Genomic DNA, 19,042 nt, shown 5'->3' with positions numbered 1-19,042 from the left:
CCTGTAGATCCCCCCTTGCCCACGATTTGTCGCCAAGCTGTATACCCGGTCTCAGGGAAAGATTTCAGGATCACGGGAAAATGACCATGGTGGTCATCACTCCCATAGTATCGCCCATCAGCGCCATTACTTGAGGTTAAAGCCCCGCGATTGCAGGAATCCCAGCATGAAAGGGCGGGACTCCTTGCCCAGAATGGCGCGGATCTGGCTACTCCAGGTCTGCTGTTTGTTGTTGCTGCTGCGGGCCTGATAGTAGTCCGCGATCTGCTGATCGTACCGGGCCAGCAGGTCGCGATCCAGCTCGTGCTGGTAGCGCTCCTGATGCACCACCAATCCCCTGGGCAGGCGGGGTTTCTGCTCCGGCTGCTGGGCAGGGTGGCCAAGGCAGAGGCCAAACAGCGGGATCACCTGATGGGGCAAGCCCAGTAGCTCGCTCACCTCGGCAGGATGGTTGCGAATGCCGCCGATATAGACCCCGCCCAGCCCCAGCGACTGCGCCGCCAGCAGAGCATTTTGCGCCATCAGGGCGCCGTCGATGGCCCCGATCAGCAACTGCTCCGCATAACCGGTCTGGGCCTCGGGCACGATCTGGCTGTGACGATGGTAATCGGCGCAGAACACCAGAAACTCGGCCGCCTGCACCACATAGGGTTGATTGCCCGCCAGCATGGCCAGCTGCTGACGCGCCTCGGGTTCACTGACTCGCACAATACTGGTCACCTGCAAAAAGCTCGAGGTCGAGGCGGACTGGGCGGCGGCGAGAATGACATCCAGCTGCTGCGGGACGATCGGCTCGGCAGTGAACTGACGAATGGAGCGATGGGAAAGGATAAGATCGATGGTCTGATTCATGGCACCTCCAAAATGAGGTAACACCATAGCGAAAAAAACGAGGGAGCCCAAGGCTCCCTCGCACACCCAGCTTAAGGGGCCGGATAGACGTAAGGGGCTTGCAACCCGAGCGGGAAGCCGAGCGCCCAGTAGAGCAGCAGGAAGATGGTCCAGCTCACCAGGAAGGCCAGTGAGTAGGGCAGCATCATGGAGACCAGAGTGCCAATCCCGGTGCTCTTCACATACTGCTGGCAATAGACCACCACCAGCGGGAAGAAGACCATCAGCGGGGTGATGATATTGGAAGCAGAATCCCCGACCCGATAGGCCGCCTGGGTCAGCTCGGGGGAGATCCCCACCGCCATCAACATGGGTACCAGGATCGGGCTGATCAGCGCCCACTTGGCGGAGGCCGAGCCGACTACCAGATTGACGCTGGCGGTGAGCAGGATCATCCCGACGATAGTCACCTCACCGGGCAGCGCCAGCGCATGGAGCACTTCGGCACCGGAGAGGGCCAGCAGGGTGCCCAGATTGGAGTCACCAAACGCCTTGATAAAGAGCGCGCAGAAGAAAGCCATCACCATGTAGGAGCCCATCTTGTTCATGGTGGCCGACATGGCGTCGATCACATCCTTGCCGCTCTTGAAGCTGCCTGCGACAAAGCCGTAGACAATCCCGGGCAGGATAAAGAGCAGGAAGATGAGCGGTACAATGGACTTCATCACGGGGGCAGCGAAGGTAGTCAGGGAGCCATCGGCAGCACGCAGCGGGGAATCGTTCGGGGAGAGCGCCAGCGCCAGCAGCACGATAGCCGCCAGCATGGCAAACCCGGCCCAGTTGAAGGCTCGGCTCTCTTGCGCGCTGTAGCGCCCCATCTCGTCGGCACTCTCCAGATCCTCGTTGAGCGCCACATGCTTGAGGCGCGGCTCAACCACCTTTTCGGTAATGAACCAGCCGACGCAGATGATCAGCAGCGAAGAGGCTCCGGTAAAGATGATGTTGCAAAGGGTGTTGACCATGTAGTCAGGATCGAGCAACTGAGCGGCGGACTGGGTAAAGCCCTGCAGCAACGCATCCCCGCCGGAGGGCAGGAAGTTGGCGGCAAAACCGCCGGAGACACCGGCAAAGGCAGCGGCGATCCCCGCCAGCGGATGGCGTCCGGCAGCGTGGAAGATGATGCCACCGATGGGGATCACCAGCACATAACCCGCATCTGCGGCGGTGTGGCTGACGATCGCTACCAGGATCAGCATGGGGGTGAGGAAACGGGCAGGCGTCACATTGAGCAACTTTTTCAGACCGGTATTGATAAAACCGGACTGCTCGGCCACCCCAACCCCGAGCATAGCCACCAGCACGATCCCCAGCGGGGCAAAGCCGGTGAAAGTGGTCACCATAGTGGAGAGAAACTCGGCCAGACCGGCACCGGTCAGCAGGTTGTTGACCACTACCGCCTCCCCGGTACGGGGGTTGACCAGATCAAACTGGAATTGTGACAACACCCAGGAGCCGACCCAGACGATCAGCAAGGCATAGAGGAACAGCATGGCGGGGTCGGGTAATTTGTTCCCGGCTTTCTCGACGCCATTGAGGAAACGGTTCAGCCAACCCTTGGGAGGGCTGGCCGGACGGTCATTGACAGCAGTATGACTCATTATTGCAATACTCCTTTCCCTAGAAATGAGGTCGCATGCTAGCAACTCCAGCCAATCCGTCTCATGACCGATCGCAAAATAATGATTAATTTTGATTAAATATTACGGAATAAAATCCCAGGTTGTGGTCTAACGCACACTTGTTACTCTGCCATCACGGCATCTAACAGTGGATAACGCCCAACCTGACACTCCACCACGAAACCGCTCGCCTCGACTTGTGCCACCGTCAGCGGCTTGCTGAACAGATATCCCTGGAACACATGGCACCCCTGGGTCTGCAGTGCGGCCAGCTCGTGAGGCTCCTCCACCCCTTCTGCCATGATCCCCAAACCCAGATTGGTGGCCATGGCGGCGGTCGCCCGGATCACCGGCAGGTTGAGGCCGACCACGAAAGAGCGATCCAGCTTGATCGTATCGATGGGCAGGCGATTGAGATAGGCAAGGGATGAGTAGCCGGTACCAAAATCGTCGATGGCAATCTTGATCCCCAGTTCACTCAAGTCATCGAGAATATCGAGGCACCCCTTCATATCCAGCATAAGCACAGTTTCGGTCAGTTCCAGCGTCAACAGGGAGGCATCCACCCCGTGCAGCTCCAGCTGCTGGCGCACTTGCCCGGGCAGTGCCGACGAGAGCTGGAAACCAGAGAGGTTGACGGAGACTGGCACCCGGTGATGGAGGCGCTTCTTCCAACTGGCCATTTGGGCAAGCGCGGTAGAGAGCACCCAGCTGCCGATCTCGCGGATCAGCCCCATCTCTTCGGCAAGGGGGATAAACTCCACTGGCGAGACATGGCCAAGCACCGGGTTATACCAGCGCAGCAGCGCCTCGTAACCGATCAGACGCCGTTTGGCGACATCGACCTGTGGCTGGTAACAGAGGCTCAGCTCCTGACGACCGATAGCCTTGGCCAGAAACTGCTTGAGATTGAGCTTGCGCTGCAGGGTCTGCTGCATGCTGGGGGTAAAACGCTGCCAGCGCAGCCGCCCCATCTGCTTGGCCTGATACATGGCCATATCGGCGCGGGTGATGAGGTTATCACCATCGTCCGCATCATCGGGATAGATGGCAATGCCGATACTGCCGCCGATGGTTACCTCCGGCAGACCGCTCAGTTGCAGCGGCTTGGTCATCTGGGAGAGCATCTGATCGGCCACATCCTGGGCTCGTTCGCTCTGGTTTCCCAAGGGAACCAACGCGGTAAACTCGTCCCCGCCAAGACGGGCCAGCTCAACATCGCGGGGGCAAATCTGTTTGAGGCGACCGGCAACCCGCTCCAGCAGGCGGTCTCCCGCCTTGTGGCCGTAGTTGTCGTTGACCAGCTTGAAGTTGTCCAGATCCATGAATACCAGCGCGAAACGCTCCCCCAACCCGCAATAGGCCTCGAGAGATTTCATCAAGCCATAACGGTTGAGCAGGCCGGTCAGGGAGTCATGCCAGGCGAGGTGGCGATGCTCCAGCTCCTCGAGTTTGCGATCGGTAATATCGCGCATGGTGAGCAGGATCCGTGCTCCTTGCTGGATATAGCGGAACTGATACTGGAACCAGCGCATCCCCTTGAGGGTTCGGCACTCCCCTTCGGTCACTACTTCATCGAGTCGGGAGAGCTTCTGGTAAAAACTGTCGTCACTACCGGAAAAAACTTGGGAGAGCGTGGTGATCCGATGACCGAAACACATCTCGAAGTGATAGTTGCCGCTTTCGAACGCGCCATTGCTATCGAACAGGCAGGCCAGGGTATCACCGGTTGCCAGCGAGGACTCCTGATAGAGGGTATCGGAGTCGAGCACCGCCTCGGTCATCATCATCAGACGGCCAGCCAGCTGAATGCCGGAGAGGCGTAGATAGATCTGCTTCTTGACCCCCTTTGGGGAGATAGTCCACCACTCGTTGTAACTTCGCCCCTGCTGAAAATCACCGAGGTAGCGTTGCAACAACAGCGCTATGGCTGTGGCCATATCAGCCGAAAAATCCCTGGAACAGAGCTCGTCAAGGGAGGTGGCCTCCCAGAGAGGAAGTGCTGCGCGGTTTGCCCAGAAAATATGGTGATGTTCGATGTCATATACCCAGATAGGGGTATGCAGAACATCCATTGTCTTCAGTAACCGTTCGTCAAGCGTATTCATCTGGTCAAAGTCATTCATGCTGGATGGTCACTGGTGAACCGGAAAACAAATGGGCAAACCGCCGTATGCAGAATGCAAGGTGAAAACACCTCTCGGCCACTATTTCTCGCGATGGCCAAAAGCAGATAACTGATTTCAGAAATCAACAACAGGAGAGCCAATCCAGCCACAGAAAAAAGGACTCAGCCAATACTCCTGTCAATCAGAACAAATCCCTCGTTCGTTTTTAACTTTTTTTCCCAGCAAAAACAAGCACTAAGAATTGCACTCTGGATACTTCAAAAAACATTTTTACGATTCACAACAAACACTTATTTACTGACAAAAAAGTCAACTAAAAAAAGTGCCGGCATTTCCCTCGTAAAACTTTCATTTATTAACCAGTGCGTTGAATAAACAGACAAAAAAGAGCAAAACCGGCCCCAAATAGCGACTTAACAAGGAACTTAAATACCTCAAAACCGAATATCTACCTTCACCAGACCGGCATGATGAATATGCGACTGTCATCACATTCACATCGCCGAAAAAAAGAACTGCTCTTGACCAGCGCGATCCTCTTTTTTCCTGAGGATGGGTCGTATTGTAGTCATACCATGTCGCCTCTCTCTCTTGAGCTAACGGGTGACATCTCGCAACAATGACTGTGGCGCAGAAAATAATCCTCATTCGAGAACAATTGAAAATTTAAACTGGTATCAGTAGAAATCGAATCCAGATCAATTAAACGCTGAATTACCCTTGCCAAGCGATAAGGCTCTTTTTATGGTTGCCCCCTTGTTACACCCAGAACAGCGTTTATGAAGCACATCGAAGAGTTCTACCTGTTCGTCAAGGTGGTGCAAGAGGGAGGATTCTCCCATGCTGCAGCCGCACTGGGCATGCCAACAGGCACCATCAGTCGACGCATTTCCCAGCTGGAAGAGCAACTGGGTTGCTCCCTGCTACATCGCTCTACCCGTAAACTCCGTCTTACCGATGAAGGGCTCAGATACTACGAGCGTCTCTGCACACCGCTTGCACAAATCGAGCAGGCCACCAGCGAGATCCGGGGTAAAGAAGCAGACATCACCGGGCTTATCCGGATAGCCGCGCCGATCGCGCTCTCCAACACCATCCTCATCGATATGCTGGCCGAATTCGGGCTGCACTATCCCGAGGTACAGTTCGATATCACCCAGACCAATGATCACCAGCACCTGTTCGACAATGATCGGGATCTGGTGTTCTTCAACGGTGAGCTGCCCCAGTCGCTGCCCAATGCGATCTGTCTCGGTCATATCGAGTACGGCCTGTTTGCCTCGCCACTCTATCTGACCAAGAAGGGAACCCCCTCCCACCCCAGCCAGCTGGAAGAACATGATCTCATCTACTGCTGGCCACACCAGCACTGGCAACTGACCGACAAGGATGGCCAGAACATCTGCATCAAACGCAGCGCCAAACTGACCGTCAACCAGACTCAGGCCGCCGTGCGCGCAGCCCGGCGTCATCTGGGGATAGTCAACGCCCCGCTGCACTATCTGAGCAGCTTCCTCCATGACGAGCAGCTGGTACCGGTACTGACCGACTGGCAGACCGGCAATCGCCCCTTCTACATGTTGTGTTGCCAGCACCAGTTCGCCCCGTTGCGTGTTAAGATGTTCGCTGAATTTGTTGAGAAATACTCCGCACGCTATCGTAACCGGCAATGGGATAACCAATTTTCACAGGGTGACAACCTCCCACATTGCATCTGACTGTTAGCGGGCCACACTTATAGCAATCCTTGCCAACAGAGCCTGCCTAACGCCATGAATGTATTGATATGTGATGACTCCGGGTTCGCCCGCAAACAGCTGGCACGAGCGCTACCGGCTGACTGGAAAGTCGATTTGCACTATGCGGCGAATGGCCTTGAAGGGATCGAACAGGTGCTGATGGGCCATGGGGATCTCATCTTTCTCGATCTGACCATGCCGGAAATGGACGGTTACGGCGTGCTGGAGACCCTCCAACGGGAGGGTCTACGCAACAAGGTGATCGTGGTCTCCGGGGATATCCAACCAGAGGCCTATCAACGGGTCATGGGGCTAGGGGCGCTCGATTTCATCAAGAAACCTGCCGCCCCAGAAACCCTGCTCGCCCTGCTCAAAAAGCATGATTTCTGGAGTGCCACCCCGAGCGGTCAACCAAGCGCCCCCGAGCAGCAGCCAAACGGAGTGGTAGCCGATGCAGGCGTCAAGATCACCCCCGAAATCCGCGATGTCTATCAGGAGCTGGCCAACGTCTCCATGGGTCAGGCCGCCGACTTGCTGGCTCGTCTGCTCAACGCCTTCGTGGTACTGCCTATCCCCAACGTCAACGTGCTGGAGGTCTCCGAGCTGCACATGGCCCTTTCTGCCGCCGCCGACTCGGATACCCTCTCCGCCGTCTGTCAGGGGTTTATCGGGGCGGGGATCGCCGGCGAAGCGCTGATCCTGTTCCATGACTCCAGCTTCAAAGATTTGGCCAAGCTGATGAACCATCAGGGGACGCTGGATCGCACCGCCGAACTGGAGCTGTTGATGGATACCGCCAACGTGCTGATAGGCGCCTTCCTGCGCGGCTATGCCAACCAGCTCGACACCCCCTTCAGTCAGGGACACCCGGTGGTGCTCGGCCAGCACAGACCCATCAACGAACTGATCCACACCAACAAGAGTCGCTGGCGCCGCACGCTCGCCATCGAGATCAACTACCGGATCCAGGATTACGCGGTGCAGTGTGATCTGCTGCTGCTGTTTACCGAAGATTCCATCGCCACCATGAACAACAAAATCATGCACATGCTCTAGGAGTGACTATGGAAATCCGTGAATTTCATTGGTTGATGAACATAGTCCAGAACCTGGACGTAGGCTTGGTGGTGCTTGACAAGGAGTACAAGATACAGGTGTGGAACGGCTTTATGGAGAGCCACAGCGGCCGACTGGCCAGTGACGTGCGCGATGGCCTACTGTTCGAGCTCTTCCCCGATGTGGACAGAGCCTGGTTCGAGCGCAAGGCCAACATGGTCTTCAAGCTCAACAACCGCGCCTTCAGCACCTGGGAACAGAAGCCCTACCTGCTGCGTTTCTCCAACTATCGCCCCATTACCGGCTCGGCCCCCCACATGTTCCAGAACCTGACGCTGGTACCACTGGCCGATTTCGGCGGTCAGGTGACCCATATCGCGGTGATGATCTACGACGCCACCGATGAGGCCATGCTGATGAGCGGCCAGCGGCAGGCTTAAGTTTGCTGCAAACAACAGAGGGCGCCGCGGCGCCCTCTGTTGTTTCGGTATCAACAAATATCGGGATAACGGCTACATCACCAAGCCGTCTCAACGCGCCCCGAGATACTCGGTGAAAGCGTCGATAACCTCTTCAATATCGTCATCGTTGATCTGCAGATGGGTCACCAGTCGCAGCTCACCGTAACCGGAAAAGAGGATCCCCCGCTCCTTCATAAAGGCCAGCAGAGGGGCTGATTCCCCCTCACGCAGTCGCAGAAACACCATATTGCTCTGCACCAGCGAGAGGTCGAGTTCGATGCCAGGCAGTGCAGCCAACCCTTCGGCCAGCCGCTTGGCACGGCGGTGATCATCGGCCAGACGGGTCACGTGCTGCTCGAGGGCAAACAGACCGGCTTGCGCCAGAATGCCCGCCTGGCGCATGCCGCCCCCCAGCATCTTGCGCAGTCGGCGCGCACGGGCGATGAAGTCGTGACTGCCCACCAGCAGCGAGCCCACCGGTGCGCCCAACCCCTTGGAGAGACAAATCGAGATGCTGTCAAATGGCGCGGCGATCACCTCGACCGGGGTCTCGCTGGCCACGGCGGCGTTAAAAAGCCGTGCGCCATCGAGATGGAGCTTCAAGCCACGTTCAGCAACAAATGCCCCCATCTCTTGCAGATAGGGGAGCGGCAGCACCTTGCCGTTGTGGGTGTTCTCAAGACAGATGAGGCGAGTCTGGACGAAGTGGGCATCATCAGGGGCCAGCTCGGCCTTGATATCATCGAATGCCAGCGTGCCGTCGCGTTGCATCGGCAAGGGTTGCAGGGCCACGGAGCCCAGCACGGCACTCCCCTGCGCTTCGTAGCGATAGATGTGAGCGGCGTTGCCGAGGATGGCACCCTCACCACGATGACAATGGCTCATCACCGCCAACAGGTTGGACATGGTGCCCGATGGCACAAACAGCGCCGCCTGTTTGCCCAGCAATCTGGCCCCATGGGCCTCCAGCGCGTTGACGCCCGGATCTTCACCATAGACATCGTCACCCACTTCGGCGTGGAGCATGACCTGACGCATGGCGTCAGTAGGCTGGGTGACGGTGTCACTTCGTAAATCGATATAGCGCATGAGATCCCTCCTGAAACAGGAGAGTGACGTTAGCCATGCGCCCCTCGCTTGGCAAGGGGCGCATGAGCAGAATGTGAAGCCAATAGACGTCCGTAGAACCCGCAGGCGGGATTTACCAAGGCAGCGGCCGACCGTTGAGAGCCAGTAGCTGGCCCGATTGAGTCAATGATAACCCCTTGATGAGATTGAGCAGTTTCACCGCCACCTCGGCAGGATCCTGCAATTGATCCGCGGGCAACTCGCTCAGAAAGGGGGTATTCATCGGGGAGTCCATCAAGCCGGGCGCAACGGCCACCACCCCTGCTTGCGGGAAACGCTGCGTCCACTCAAGGGCCAGGGTTTTCACCCCCATGTCGAGGGCCGCCTTGCTCATCCGGTAGCTGTAACGTCCCCCCTCCAGATTGGCGGTGATGGAGCCCGCCAGATCGGAGATGGCGCAGAGCCACAGCGGATGGTCATTGCCCATCAACCGGCTGAAACGGGCAGCCAGCGCCAGTGTTGGCCAGGCATTGGCCAGCAGGCTGTCGCACAGCCACTTGGGGTGCACCTCTTCGACCCGCCGCTCCGGCATAAAGCTGACATCGTGCAACAGGCCGATGGTGTTGATCACCACAGTGGGAAGAGGATCGGTGTCGTAGAGGGTAAACAAGGCATCGAACGAGATGGCATCGACATCTGGCAGCGGGAAGAAGTCCTCCATCTCGATCCCTTTGGGATAGTTGCGCCCGGCTAGAAGGAAGGACTCCCCCCTTGCCATCAGCTCTCTTGCCAGCGCCGAGCCCAGCGCACCGCTTCCGAGGATCAAGTAGCTCATCGCCCATTCCATGGAGAGTTATCTTGCTTAGAGCGTATCAGAATAATCAACCGGCCGTGACACGACCAAAGGGTAATATGCCCCTCATCACGCTTCCCCCAGATGGCGACCAAACTCCCGCGCCAGCGCCAAGTCGAGAAAACCGTCCGCTTTCTTGTGGGTGCGCAAAAACTGGTAATAGGCGAGCAGGGTGACCAGAGCCTCCTCATCGGGCAGCCCAACCCCGGGTTGCTGCTCGCCCAGCAGTAGCTGCGCCGCTGCCAGCGCCTCCCTGTCTACCACTTCCGCCTGACGGTAGAGATAACCGCAGCCGGTTGCCAGCCACTCCAGCGAGCAGTTGGCCCCCATGGCGATCTGGTTGGCCCGCGCCAGGCCAGGCTCGGCTCCCTTCAAATATTTGCGGATCAGCGCTTCACTGAGCCCCACCTTGCGGGCAAACGCGCTCACGCTCATCTCCCCGATCAGGCTCTGCAAGCGCTCGGCAAATCCTTCCATCCAACTCTCTCTCCTACTCTGCGATCAGAACCAAAGTTCGAATCATGCAACTGCCCATTATTGCTTTGCCAGCCACATGAGGCCAAGATGCCCGCAGTCATCTATGTTGCACATCGTTTTCGCATCGTGTTTTTCAAGGAGTCAACCATGTCTGTATCCCGTGTCGCCCTGCATCCGCAAGGCCCCACCTTCTCTCGCCTCATCATGGGTTACTGGCGCCTGATGGAGTGGCAGCTCTCTCCGGCCGCTCTGCTCGATCTGATGAAATATCATCTGGATCTGGGGGTCACCACCATCGATCACGCCGATATCTATGGTGGCTACCAGTGCGAAGAGGCCTTTGGTCACGCCCTGCGCCTCGAGCCTTCCCTGCGCAGCCGGATGGAGATCGTCACCAAGTGCGGTATCGCCCTCACCGCCAAGCCGGAGCATGCTCTCAACCACTACAACACCGGCAAGGACCATATCATCGCCAGCGCCGAAGCCTCGCTGCGCAAGCTCGGCACCGACCATCTGGACCTGCTGCTGATCCACCGCCCAGATCCCCTGATGAACGCAGATGAAGTGGCCGACGCCTTTATCACCCTGAAACAGGCGGGCAAGATCAAGCACGCCGGGGTATCCAACTTCACCGCCCGTCAGTTCGAGCTACTGCAATCGCGCCTCCCCTTCCCGCTGGTCACCAACCAGCTGGAGATCTCGCCGCTTCATCAGGAAGGGACCCTCGATGGTACCCTGGATCAGTGCCAGCAGCTTGGCATCAAGCCGATGGCCTGGTCATGTCTCGGCGGCGGCCGACTGTTCAGCGATGACGCCTATGCCCCGCTGCGTGCCGAACTGGAGCAGATCCGTCAGGAAGTGGGCGCCCAGACTATCGAGCAGGTGGTCTACGCCTGGGTAATGATGCTGCCAAGTCAGCCGCTGCCATTGATTGGCTCCGGCAAACGGGAGCGGATTGCTGCCGCCGTGGCCGCCGAATCCATCGCCCTCAATCGCCAGCAGTGGTTCCGCATCCGCAAGGCGGCGCTCGGTTACGACGTCCCCTGATCACAACAAAACGTACAGAAACAAAAACGGCATGGGGGAAACCCATGCCGTTTTTTTATTGCCGAGGCACCTTAGCGGTGGCGCTGTTGCGGGCGACCACGGGGAGCATCTGTCTTCGGTTTGGCCTGGTTGACGGTGATGGTACGGCCACCGACTTCAGTGCCATGCAGACCAGCGATGGCCTTCTCGGCATCACCATTGACCGGCATTTCAATAAAACCAAACCCCTTTGACTGGCCGGTATCGCGGTCGATGATGATATCAACCTTGTCGACCTGTCCAAACTGGCTGAACAGGGTTTTCAGTTCGTCGGCCGTCATCCGGTACGACAGATTTCCTACGTAAATCTTCATGCCATCCACTCTCGATTCAAGGTGCCTTCTCTATGCAATTCCCAGCATAACGGTAAGGGCACAACCCCTATGCCGGACCTGCCATGGCTTCATGCCGTGGCCTTCTCCACACTGTCGTCAAGTGATTGATCTCTTGGGTTAACAGTGCAGACAAGATCAATTCGAGTCACTGGCAGTATCTGAGCTTTGCCGGGAATTGTCGAGAAAATAGTCGACTCAGGCCGATTGCAGATCTGACAACCGTTGCGCCAGCATCCGGCGACCGTGCCAGGCCCGTTTAAAGCCGAAGCGATAGACAGACGGGCTCACCAGATGCAGCTCCCCCGCCTTGAGATCCAGCAAGGCCATGGCCGCAGCCAGCTCCTCTTCACTCAGCTGCAGATCGAGGCTGAAGTCGAGCCACTGGCCGTCGTGACCCACTCGCCGCTCCCGTTCGAGCGCCACCAGCTGGCTGCGGGGCAGCGCCAGCGCCTCATCCTTGTTGCCATTGAGCAGATAGATATGCTGTTCATCCCACCCCAGCTCCGCCAGTCGCCAGGGCTGCCAGCTGCGGGGCAGCGACACCATGATCCCGGTGATACCACCAAAGACTACGCACACCCAGTTGAGCAGCGCCATGGCGCCCCAGCCATCCCACAAGGAGGCTGCCACCACGCCCCAACTCACCAGCAACAACAGAAAAATGACGCAGCGATAGCGAACCGCTGGCGGCATCAACAGCTGCACCTGCGAATCGGCAAGCAAGGATGTAATACGCATGAAAAGCTCCTGTCATCACGAAATGGCACCATTGTGAATAGCCATCAGGATGCTGACAAGGGGGTTTTCTTTGTCATCCCCCTATAAAATCAATACCATGGCGTAAATGATTCTGAGTGGAACCCGCTTCTTGACCAGCTCGCAACCCTGTGTGCGCTTTTGTGGCGTCGACAAATTCTATGGCGACTTTCAGGCTCTTCATCACATCGATCTCACCATTGAACGGGGAGAGAAGTGGGTTATCTGTGGCCCGTCAGGCTCGGGAAAATCGACCCTGATCCGCACCATCAACGGGCTGGAGGGGATCGACGGCGGCCAGCTATTCCTGTTTGGCGAGCCGGTAACCCCCGCCTACTTGCGTCGCCTGCAAGGTCGGGTTGGCATGGTGTTTCAGCAGTTCAACCTCTTCCCCCATATGACGGTGCTGGAGAACCTGATGGTGGCGCCGGTGCATACCTTGGGGTTGCGCCCTCAGGAGGCCAAAGCCCGGGCGCTCGGGCTGCTCGAGCGGGTGCGCATTCAGGCACAGGCCGACAAGTACCCTCACCAGCTCTCCGGTGGCCAGCAGCAGCGGGTCGCCATCGCCCGCTCACTCTGTATGCAACCCGAGCTGATGCTGTTTGACGAGCCCACCTCCGCCCTCGACCCCGAGATGATCCGCGAAGTGCTCGATGTAATCCGCGAGCTGGCTGACGAGGGGATGACCCTGATCTGCGTCACCCACGAGATGGGCTTTGCCCGTCAGGTGGCGGATCGGGTACTCTTTATGGATGAGGGGAAGATCATCGAGTCAGCCCCGCCCGCCCAGCTGTTCAACGCCCCCCGGCACCCGCGAACCCGAGCCTTCCTCGAACAGGTGCTCAGCTATCATGGCTAGGCTCAATCGCCCCCGCCTGCTTGGCTGGCTGTCGGGCACTGTGATGCTCTCTGCGCTACTGGGCTGGGCGCTCTATAGCGGCGCTCGCCAGATGGGCTATGAGTGGCAGTGGCCTCGGGTGTTGCCCTTTCTCGGCGAGTGGGATGAGGGAACCTTTTATGCCGGCCCCTTGCTAAACGGCCTGCTGGTCACTTTGCAGGTGGCGCTGCTCAGCCTGTTGGGCACTCTGGCGGTCGGGGTGTGCGTGGTCAGCCTGCGGCTGCTCCCCTCCCGGCTCGGCCCATGGCTCGCCATCGCTTATCTGGCGCTGGTGCGCACCACGCCCCAGCTGGTGCAGCTCTATATTCTCTATTTCTTGCTGGGCCCCATGCTGGGATTGGCCCCCCTTGCCTGCGCCGTGTTGAGCCTCTCCCTCTATCAGGGCGCTTTCACCGCCGAAGTGCTGCGTGCAGGCGTACAGGCCATTCCCAAAGGACAGTGGGAGGCAGCCCAGTCGCTTGGCTTGTCGCGAACCATCACCCTGCGCAAGGTGATCCTGCCCCAGCTGGTGCGCATCACCTTGCCGCCGCTCACCAACGAGCTGGTCTCCCTTATCAAACATTCGGCGCTGGTGAGTGTGATCGCCATCTTCGATCTGACCAACGAAGGGCGTACTCTGGTTGCCGATACGTTTCTGACCTTTGAGGTGTGGTTTACCGTGGCTGCCCTCTATTTGCTGTTAACCCTGACGCTGTCAGCCTGTTCGCGGGCACTGGCCCGTCACCTGAATCCGGATCAACAAGGACGCTAACCATGAATCTGTCATTCAAGACGACCCTGTCGGGCGCAGCCCTGCTGCTGGCAAGCCTGCTCACTCCGGCACTGGCAGAAACTGCCCCCTCCGACACCCAGGCGCAGATCGAGCAGAGCGGTACCCTGCGGGTCGGCATGTCCACCTTCGCCCCCTGGGCGATGCGCGACAAGCAGGGGGCCCTGATCGGTTTCGAGATTGACGTGGCCCGTCGCCTCGCCACAGATAACGGCTGGCAGGTAGAGTTCGTGCCTACCGCCTGGGATGGCATCATCCCCTCCCTGTTGGCGAAAAAGTATGACGTCATCATCGGCGGCCTCACCATCACCCCCGAGCGGGAGAAGAGCGTGCGCTTCACCCAGGCCTACTCCCATTCGGGGGTGCAGCTGGCCGCCTCCAGCACCATGGCCAAAGAGAAGAAAACCGTGGCGGACTTCAACCAGCGCGGGGTGATCCTGGCGGTACGTCGTGGCGCCTCACCGGTACAGGTGGCAAAAGAACACTTCCCCAAGGCCACCCTGCGCCAGTTTGATGACGAGTCACAGGTATTTCAGGAGGTGCTGAACGGCCGCGCCCACGGCGCCCTCTCCTCTTCCCCGAAACCCGAGCAAGAGGCGCTGCGCCACCCGGATGCCCTCTTTATGCCGTTTGCCGAGCCGTTGGCACAAGGCGATGAAGGCTTTGCCCTGCGCAAGGGGGATGATGCCCTGGCTGAGCAGTTCAACGAGTGGATCGCAGCCCGTCAGGCCGATGGCTGGCTCAAGGCGCGCCATGACTACTGGTTCAAGTCGCTGGCGTGGGAAGCACAGGTCGCCAATCCCTGATGCTGATTGCTCTAAAAGAGACCATCCGGCGCATCGTCCGTGGGGCATGTCGGAACATCAACTGGCTAGATGGGGCGATCGCCCTGATCCTGCTGCTGGCTGGCCTCTGGCTGGCCAGCCGCTTGCACATCGGGGTGGCCTATCAGTGGCGCTGGCATGAGGCCTTCGATCTGCTGTTCACCCCTGGCCCTCACGGCGAGTTGCCGTACTTTTTCAGCGGTCTGCTCACCACCTTGCGCATCGCCCTGCTCGGCATGGTGCTGGCGCTGCTGCTCGGCACTGCGCTGGGGGTAGCCGCCTTCAGCCGCCGCCCCTGGCTGGTGATGCCCGCGACCCTGTTTATCCAGCTGATCCGCAATTTGCCGCCGCTGGTCTTTATCTTCATCTTCTACTTCTTTATCGCCAACCAGCTGCTGCCTGCGAGCGGCCTCTCCCGCTGGCTCGGCACCGTATCACTCTCCCCGTGGCAAGAGGCGCTGTTTGGCCCACCTGCCCGCTGGGAAAACCTTATCTCAGGCACCCTCTGCGTTGGCATGATCAGCGCAGCCTTCGTCGCCGAGATCGTCCGCGCCGGGCTGGCCGCCATCCCCCGTGGCCAGTGGGAGGCGGCGCAGAGCCTCGGGCTCTCCCCCTGGGTGCGGCTGCGCCATGTGATCCTGCCGCAGGCCATGCTGCTGATGCTCCCCCCCCTCACCGGCCAGCTCATTGCGCTGGTGAAGGATACCGCCATCGTTTCCCTTATCTCGGTACAGGAGCTCACCTTCGTCGGCACCGAGATGGCCAACTCCAGCGGACTGGTCTACGAGATCTGGCTGCTGGTGGCCGCGGCCTATTTATTTATATGTTTGAGTCTGTTCGTATTGCTGAGCCGACTCGAAGCAAGACAAGGAGCACGCACATGCTGACGTCCCTGTTGCTGGCGGCCGTATTGCAAGCGGAAGCCATCGGCGGTTATGCCGCCGGTTGCCTGAAAAACGGCGTATCCCTGCCCCTCGAAGGGCCGGGGTATCAGGTGATCCGCACCAAGCGGCTGCGCTACTACGGCCACCCCGACCTTATCCACTATCTGCAGACGCTAGCCAACCAGACCCGCATGGCCGGGCTGCCGGATCTCTATATCGCCGATCTGGCGATGGCCCAGGGCGGCCCCTTTACCTCCGGCCATCGCAGCCACCAGACCGGACTCGACGCCGATATCTGGTTTCGCATGGCCAACCGCCCCATCAGCAAATGGGAGCAGGATGCCCCCAAGGAGTGGGCACTGATCGACGAACCCAGCTACAAGATGTTACCGGGCCGCTTTGGCCCCCAGCAGCTCACCCTGCTGCGGCTTGCGGCCAGCAAACCCGAGGTGGCCCGCATCTTCGTCAATCCGGTGATCAAATCCGCGGTCTGCCAACAGGCTGGTAACGAACCCTGGGTCGCCAAGCTACGCCCCTGGGTGGGCCACTTCAGCCACTTCCACGTGCGGCTGCGCTGCCCGGTGGGCAGCCCCGATTGTGAACCCCAGGCTCCCATTCCGCCCGGCAATGGCTGTGGGGAAGAGCTGGCATCCTGGCTAAAAGACAAGCCCCAGCTGCCCAAGGTCTCCGGCATCAACAAGCGACCTGAGCTACCTACGCGTTGTGGCAACTGACCCCAAGCTGGTATGGTGGTGCACTCTTGGTCGTACATCATCCATGGCGCACTATCGACTCGAAATACCAAAGGAGAACAACAAGATGGCCACATCACTCTGGCGCAGAACCACGCAGAGCCTGTTGACCCTGACCCTGCTGCTCGCCCTGACCGGCTGCGGCATGAACAATATTCCGACCCTGGATGAGCAGGTCAAGGCGAGCTGGGGGCAGGTTGAGAACCAGTATCAGCGCCGTGCCGATCTCATTCCCAATCTGGTGGCAACCGTCAAGGGCTACGCCAGCCATGAGCAGGAGACCCTCAAAGCGGTCACCGATGCCCGTGCCCGGGTCGGCAGCGTGCAGGTGAGCGATCCTGCCCAGCTCAAGGAGTTTGAAGCGGCACAGAACCAGCTCTCCAGCGCCCTCTCCCGCCTGATGGTAGTGGTAGAACGCTACCCCGAGCTGAAAGCGGATCAGCAGTTCCTTGCCCTGCAGGCCCAACTGGAAGGAACCGAGAACCGCATCTCGGTGGCTCGTCGCGACTATATCGAGGCGGTACGCCAGTTCAATACCGAGATCCGCACTTTCCCCGGCGTTATCTGGTCCAAGCTGCTCTACTCGGATCTGGAGGCCAAACCCAGTTTCAGTGCCAAACCCGGTGCCGATGAGGCGCCCAAGGTCAGCTTCCAATGAAGATGATGCTGCGCTGGTTTCTTCCCTGTCTGCTGCTCTGGGCCAGTGCCCTGCAAGCGGCACCGGACTTCCCGACGCTGAGCGGACGGGTAGTGGATGAAGCCAGTCTGATGTCCCGCAAACAGGCCCATCAACTGACCCAACAGCTGGCCGCCTTTGAAAAGCGCAGTGGTATCCAGCTGGTGGTGGTCTCTGTCGACAGCCTCGATGGGGAGACTATCGAGGAGTACGGCTACCAGCTCGGTCGCCACTGGGGGATCGGCCAGAAAGGCAAAAACAATGGCGTTTTGTTGCTGATCGCCCAGGATGAGCGCAAGGTGCGGATCGAGGTGGGATATGGGCTGGAAGGCGCCCTGCCCGACGCCATCGCCGCCAACATCATCCATGGCCGCATCCTGCCCGCCTTCAAGCGCGGCAATATGGTGGCCGGGATCATGGCGGGCAGCCAGAGCATCATGAAGGCACTCGCCGGAGAATATCAGCCGGTCGAGCAGCCAAAGAGTGACAACGGTGGCGGCCCCTGGCTGTTTATTCTGGTGGTGATTGCGATGATCGTGCTCCACAACCTGCGCGGCGGTGGTGGCGGTGGGCCGGGAGGACGACGTCGGTCGGCCTATATGGCTGGTGGATTGGGTGCCGGCTCCTTTGGTGGTCGCTCCGGCGGCGGATTCAGCGGTGGCGGCGGCAGTTTTGGCGGCGGCGGAGCCTCCGGTGGCTGGTAACAGGAGTAAAGAGACAAATCATGATTTCTAAACAGTTCTTCCACACGCTTCAGGCAAAGGTGCGCGAAGCGGAGCTAGAGACTGATGCTGAACTGGTCACCGTGCTGGCCCCGGCCAGCGATGGCTATCGCTACATTCCCACCCTCTGGGCGGCGCTGCTGGCGATGCTCACCCCGCTGCTGGTGTTCCAGCTCGGCTTCTGGCTCGGCTGGTACGAAATCCTGCTGGTGCAGTGGTCGGTCTGGCTGCTGCTGAGCCTGCTGTTCCACTGGACCCCCATCAAGATGCGGCTCATCCCGAAAAAGGTGCGCCAGCACCGGGCGGCCCTGATGGCTCGCCTGCAATTTGTCGAGCAAGGGCTGCACCGCACCCGCGACCGGCTCGGGGTGCTGATCTTCGTCTCGGCCGCCGAGCACTATGTAGAAATACTGGTGGATGACGGCATCGCCCAGCATATCGACAACGGCCAGTGGCAGGAGATCATCGACGACTTCGTGGCGCGAGTGCGCAACAAGGAGATCGAACAGGGTTTTCTGGAGTGCGTGGAGCGCGTTAGCGCCATTCTGACCGACGCCTTCCCGGCCACCCGGGATCAAAACGAGCTGCCGGACAGTCTGATCATCCTCGACAAGCCCTGATCCGGTTTAAAAAACCGGCATTCTGCACAAGGGTTAGGCATTCGGAAAAGATTATGAAAAATAAGGGGAAAAGAGGTTGACCCACACAGTCCTTTCCCCTAAATTACGCCCCGTTCCAGCGCAACAGCACAGCGAACGAAAATTTGGTGAGGTGTCCGAGTGGCTGAAGGAGCACGCCTGGAAAGTGTGTATACGGCAACGTATCGAGGGTTCGAATCCCTCCCTCACCGCCAAATTTAAAAAAACCGACCTCAGGGTCGGTTTTTTGCTTTCCGGAAAACACAAACATCGGTGCCGACAACGGCAACAACGACAAAAACAGGTGAGCACTCTCGCCAGACCATCGCCTGTATGAGCAACACCTCCCCGGCACTTCCCATGGAGCAGCTGGTTGGGCATGGGCTTGCTCATCGCCTTGTGTCATTAG

The 19,042-nt window shown here is 58.9% G+C and carries 20 protein-coding genes and 1 tRNA gene; 13 read left to right on the top strand and 8 right to left on the bottom strand.

Features of this window, described 5'->3' with window-relative positions:
- Positions 1-126: 126 nt before the first annotated feature.
- From nfsA to G5221_RS10380, 3 genes are all read right to left on the bottom strand, one after another.
- Positions 127-852, bottom strand: coding sequence for an oxygen-insensitive NADPH nitroreductase (gene nfsA, locus G5221_RS10390; protein WP_421263198.1), 726 nt, complete (start codon positions 850-852; stop codon positions 127-129).
- Positions 853-923: 71 nt separating this feature from the next.
- Positions 924-2,489: an AbgT family transporter gene (locus G5221_RS10385; RefSeq protein ID WP_421263197.1), complete on the bottom strand. Its 1,566-nt coding sequence runs from the start codon at positions 2,487-2,489 to the stop codon at positions 924-926.
- Between the two features lie 143 nt (positions 2,490-2,632).
- A complete protein-coding gene (locus G5221_RS10380; protein ID WP_421263251.1) occupies positions 2,633-4,585 on the bottom strand; it encodes a putative bifunctional diguanylate cyclase/phosphodiesterase in 1,953 nt (650 codons plus the stop codon).
- Between the two features lie 833 nt (positions 4,586-5,418).
- Here G5221_RS10380 and G5221_RS10375 point away from each other — a divergent pair.
- Genes G5221_RS10375 through G5221_RS10365 form a run of 3 tightly spaced genes read left to right on the top strand, consistent with a single transcriptional unit; the run spans position 5,419 to position 7,874 of the window.
- Positions 5,419-6,357, top strand: coding sequence for a LysR family transcriptional regulator (locus G5221_RS10375; RefSeq protein WP_216978986.1), 939 nt, complete (start codon positions 5,419-5,421; stop codon positions 6,355-6,357).
- 54 nt (positions 6,358-6,411) lie between these two features.
- Positions 6,412-7,434, top strand: a complete 1,023-nt coding sequence (locus G5221_RS10370; protein ID WP_042055618.1) for a response regulator — start codon at positions 6,412-6,414, stop codon at positions 7,432-7,434.
- 8 nt (positions 7,435-7,442) lie between these two features.
- Positions 7,443-7,874: a PAS domain-containing protein gene (locus G5221_RS10365; RefSeq protein WP_042055615.1), complete on the top strand. Its 432-nt coding sequence runs from the start codon at positions 7,443-7,445 to the stop codon at positions 7,872-7,874.
- Between the two features lie 90 nt (positions 7,875-7,964).
- Here G5221_RS10365 and ltaE read toward each other — a convergent pair whose 3' ends face one another.
- From ltaE to G5221_RS10350, 3 genes are all read right to left on the bottom strand, one after another.
- Positions 7,965-8,984, bottom strand: a complete 1,020-nt coding sequence (gene ltaE, locus G5221_RS10360) for a low-specificity L-threonine aldolase (RefSeq protein WP_421263196.1) — start codon at positions 8,982-8,984, stop codon at positions 7,965-7,967.
- Positions 8,985-9,096: 112 nt separating this feature from the next.
- Complete coding sequence (locus G5221_RS10355; protein ID WP_421263195.1) at positions 9,097-9,798, bottom strand: short-chain dehydrogenase; 702 nt, start codon at positions 9,796-9,798, stop codon at positions 9,097-9,099.
- Between the two features lie 87 nt (positions 9,799-9,885).
- Positions 9,886-10,293, bottom strand: a complete 408-nt coding sequence (locus G5221_RS10350; RefSeq protein WP_005351138.1) for a helix-turn-helix domain-containing protein — start codon at positions 10,291-10,293, stop codon at positions 9,886-9,888.
- A 147-nt stretch (positions 10,294-10,440) separates the two neighbouring features.
- Between G5221_RS10350 and G5221_RS10345 the strand changes: the two genes are divergently transcribed.
- The gene (locus G5221_RS10345) at positions 10,441-11,340 is read left to right on the top strand and encodes an aldo/keto reductase (RefSeq protein WP_139411973.1); all 900 of its coding nucleotides are present in this window, start codon (positions 10,441-10,443) and stop codon (positions 11,338-11,340) included.
- A gap of 71 nt (positions 11,341-11,411) precedes the next feature.
- On the opposite strand, the gene G5221_RS10340 is transcribed toward G5221_RS10345, so the two are convergent.
- Together G5221_RS10340 and G5221_RS10335 are read right to left on the bottom strand one after the other, a co-directional pair.
- A complete protein-coding gene (locus tag G5221_RS10340) occupies positions 11,412-11,693 on the bottom strand; it encodes an RNA recognition motif domain-containing protein (protein WP_005337180.1) in 282 nt (93 codons plus the stop codon).
- A gap of 216 nt (positions 11,694-11,909) precedes the next feature.
- Complete coding sequence (locus G5221_RS10335; protein ID WP_421263194.1) at positions 11,910-12,452, bottom strand: hypothetical protein; 543 nt, start codon at positions 12,450-12,452, stop codon at positions 11,910-11,912.
- Positions 12,453-12,558: 106 nt separating this feature from the next.
- Here G5221_RS10335 and G5221_RS10330 point away from each other — a divergent pair, with 106 nt between their 5' ends.
- From G5221_RS10330 to G5221_RS10290, 9 genes are all read left to right on the top strand, one after another.
- Entirely contained in the window at positions 12,559-13,329 is a 771-nt protein-coding gene (locus G5221_RS10330) for an amino acid ABC transporter ATP-binding protein (RefSeq protein ID WP_069555748.1), read from the top strand.
- A complete protein-coding gene (locus tag G5221_RS10325) occupies positions 13,322-14,119 on the top strand; it encodes an amino acid ABC transporter permease (RefSeq protein WP_216978992.1) in 798 nt (265 codons plus the stop codon). Before G5221_RS10330 ends, G5221_RS10325 begins: the two co-directional genes overlap by 8 nt.
- 2 nt (positions 14,120-14,121) lie before the next feature.
- Positions 14,122-14,943 carry a transporter substrate-binding domain-containing protein gene (locus G5221_RS10320; RefSeq protein ID WP_043823663.1) on the top strand — a complete coding sequence of 274 codons (822 nt, stop codon included), beginning with the start codon at positions 14,122-14,124 and terminating at the stop codon, positions 14,941-14,943.
- Positions 14,943-15,848, top strand: a complete 906-nt coding sequence (locus tag G5221_RS10315; protein ID WP_069555751.1) for an amino acid ABC transporter permease — start codon at positions 14,943-14,945, stop codon at positions 15,846-15,848. The genes G5221_RS10320 and G5221_RS10315 overlap by 1 nt, the downstream gene beginning before the upstream one ends.
- Positions 15,842-16,579, top strand: a complete 738-nt coding sequence (mepA, locus tag G5221_RS10310) for a penicillin-insensitive murein endopeptidase (protein ID WP_421263193.1) — start codon at positions 15,842-15,844, stop codon at positions 16,577-16,579. Before G5221_RS10315 ends, mepA begins: the two co-directional genes overlap by 7 nt.
- Positions 16,580-16,664: 85 nt before the next feature.
- Complete coding sequence (locus G5221_RS10305) at positions 16,665-17,255, top strand: LemA family protein (RefSeq protein ID WP_421263192.1); 591 nt, start codon at positions 16,665-16,667, stop codon at positions 17,253-17,255.
- Positions 17,252-17,977 (top strand): TPM domain-containing protein, encoded by a 726-nt coding sequence (locus tag G5221_RS10300; RefSeq protein WP_421263191.1) that lies wholly within the window; start codon positions 17,252-17,254, stop codon positions 17,975-17,977. Before G5221_RS10305 ends, G5221_RS10300 begins: the two co-directional genes overlap by 4 nt.
- Positions 17,978-17,997: 20 nt before the next feature.
- Positions 17,998-18,615 carry a TPM domain-containing protein gene (locus tag G5221_RS10295; RefSeq protein WP_005337196.1) on the top strand — a complete coding sequence of 206 codons (618 nt, stop codon included), beginning with the start codon at positions 17,998-18,000 and terminating at the stop codon, positions 18,613-18,615.
- 145 nt (positions 18,616-18,760) lie between these two features.
- Positions 18,761-18,848, top strand: a tRNA-Ser gene (locus tag G5221_RS10290).
- Positions 18,849-19,042 lie beyond the last annotated feature (194 nt).

Origin of the sequence: Aeromonas sp. 602200 (assembly GCF_049173895.1) — a bacterium.
GTDB lineage: Bacteria > Pseudomonadota > Gammaproteobacteria > Enterobacterales > Aeromonadaceae > Aeromonas > Aeromonas veronii_A.
This window is presented reverse-complemented; position numbering and strand designations above follow the sequence as displayed.

Excerpts from the sequence above, each read along its gene's own strand:
- ltaE (WP_421263196.1), bottom strand. The coding sequence starts at position 8,984 with ATGCGCTATATCGATTTACGAAGTGACACCGTCACCCAGCCTACTGAC.
- G5221_RS10300 (WP_421263191.1), top strand. The coding sequence starts at position 17,252 with ATGAAGATGATGCTGCGCTGGTTTCTTCCCTGTCTGCTGCTCTGGGCC.
- G5221_RS10340 (WP_005337180.1), bottom strand. The coding sequence starts at position 11,693 with ATGAAGATTTACGTAGGAAATCTGTCGTACCGGATGACGGCCGACGAA.
- G5221_RS10355 (WP_421263195.1), bottom strand. The coding sequence starts at position 9,798 with ATGAGCTACTTGATCCTCGGAAGCGGTGCGCTGGGCTCGGCGCTGGCA.
- G5221_RS10350 (WP_005351138.1), bottom strand. The coding sequence starts at position 10,293 with ATGGAAGGATTTGCCGAGCGCTTGCAGAGCCTGATCGGGGAGATGAGC.
- G5221_RS10375 (WP_216978986.1), top strand. The coding sequence starts at position 5,419 with ATGAAGCACATCGAAGAGTTCTACCTGTTCGTCAAGGTGGTGCAAGAG.
- G5221_RS10325 (WP_216978992.1), top strand. The coding sequence starts at position 13,322 with ATGGCTAGGCTCAATCGCCCCCGCCTGCTTGGCTGGCTGTCGGGCACT.
- nfsA (WP_421263198.1), bottom strand. The coding sequence starts at position 852 with ATGAATCAGACCATCGATCTTATCCTTTCCCATCGCTCCATTCGTCAG.
- G5221_RS10305 (WP_421263192.1), top strand. The coding sequence starts at position 16,665 with ATGGCCACATCACTCTGGCGCAGAACCACGCAGAGCCTGTTGACCCTG.
- G5221_RS10330 (WP_069555748.1), top strand. The coding sequence starts at position 12,559 with ATGATTCTGAGTGGAACCCGCTTCTTGACCAGCTCGCAACCCTGTGTG.
- G5221_RS10365 (WP_042055615.1), top strand. The coding sequence starts at position 7,443 with ATGGAAATCCGTGAATTTCATTGGTTGATGAACATAGTCCAGAACCTG.
- G5221_RS10380 (WP_421263251.1), bottom strand. The coding sequence starts at position 4,585 with ATGGATGTTCTGCATACCCCTATCTGGGTATATGACATCGAACATCAC.
- G5221_RS10320 (WP_043823663.1), top strand. The coding sequence starts at position 14,122 with ATGAATCTGTCATTCAAGACGACCCTGTCGGGCGCAGCCCTGCTGCTG.
- G5221_RS10315 (WP_069555751.1), top strand. The coding sequence starts at position 14,943 with ATGCTGATTGCTCTAAAAGAGACCATCCGGCGCATCGTCCGTGGGGCA.
- G5221_RS10295 (WP_005337196.1), top strand. The coding sequence starts at position 17,998 with ATGATTTCTAAACAGTTCTTCCACACGCTTCAGGCAAAGGTGCGCGAA.
- mepA (WP_421263193.1), top strand. The coding sequence starts at position 15,842 with ATGCTGACGTCCCTGTTGCTGGCGGCCGTATTGCAAGCGGAAGCCATC.
- G5221_RS10370 (WP_042055618.1), top strand. The coding sequence starts at position 6,412 with ATGAATGTATTGATATGTGATGACTCCGGGTTCGCCCGCAAACAGCTG.
- G5221_RS10345 (WP_139411973.1), top strand. The coding sequence starts at position 10,441 with ATGTCTGTATCCCGTGTCGCCCTGCATCCGCAAGGCCCCACCTTCTCT.
- G5221_RS10385 (WP_421263197.1), bottom strand. The coding sequence starts at position 2,489 with ATGAGTCATACTGCTGTCAATGACCGTCCGGCCAGCCCTCCCAAGGGT.
- G5221_RS10335 (WP_421263194.1), bottom strand. The coding sequence starts at position 12,452 with ATGCGTATTACATCCTTGCTTGCCGATTCGCAGGTGCAGCTGTTGATG.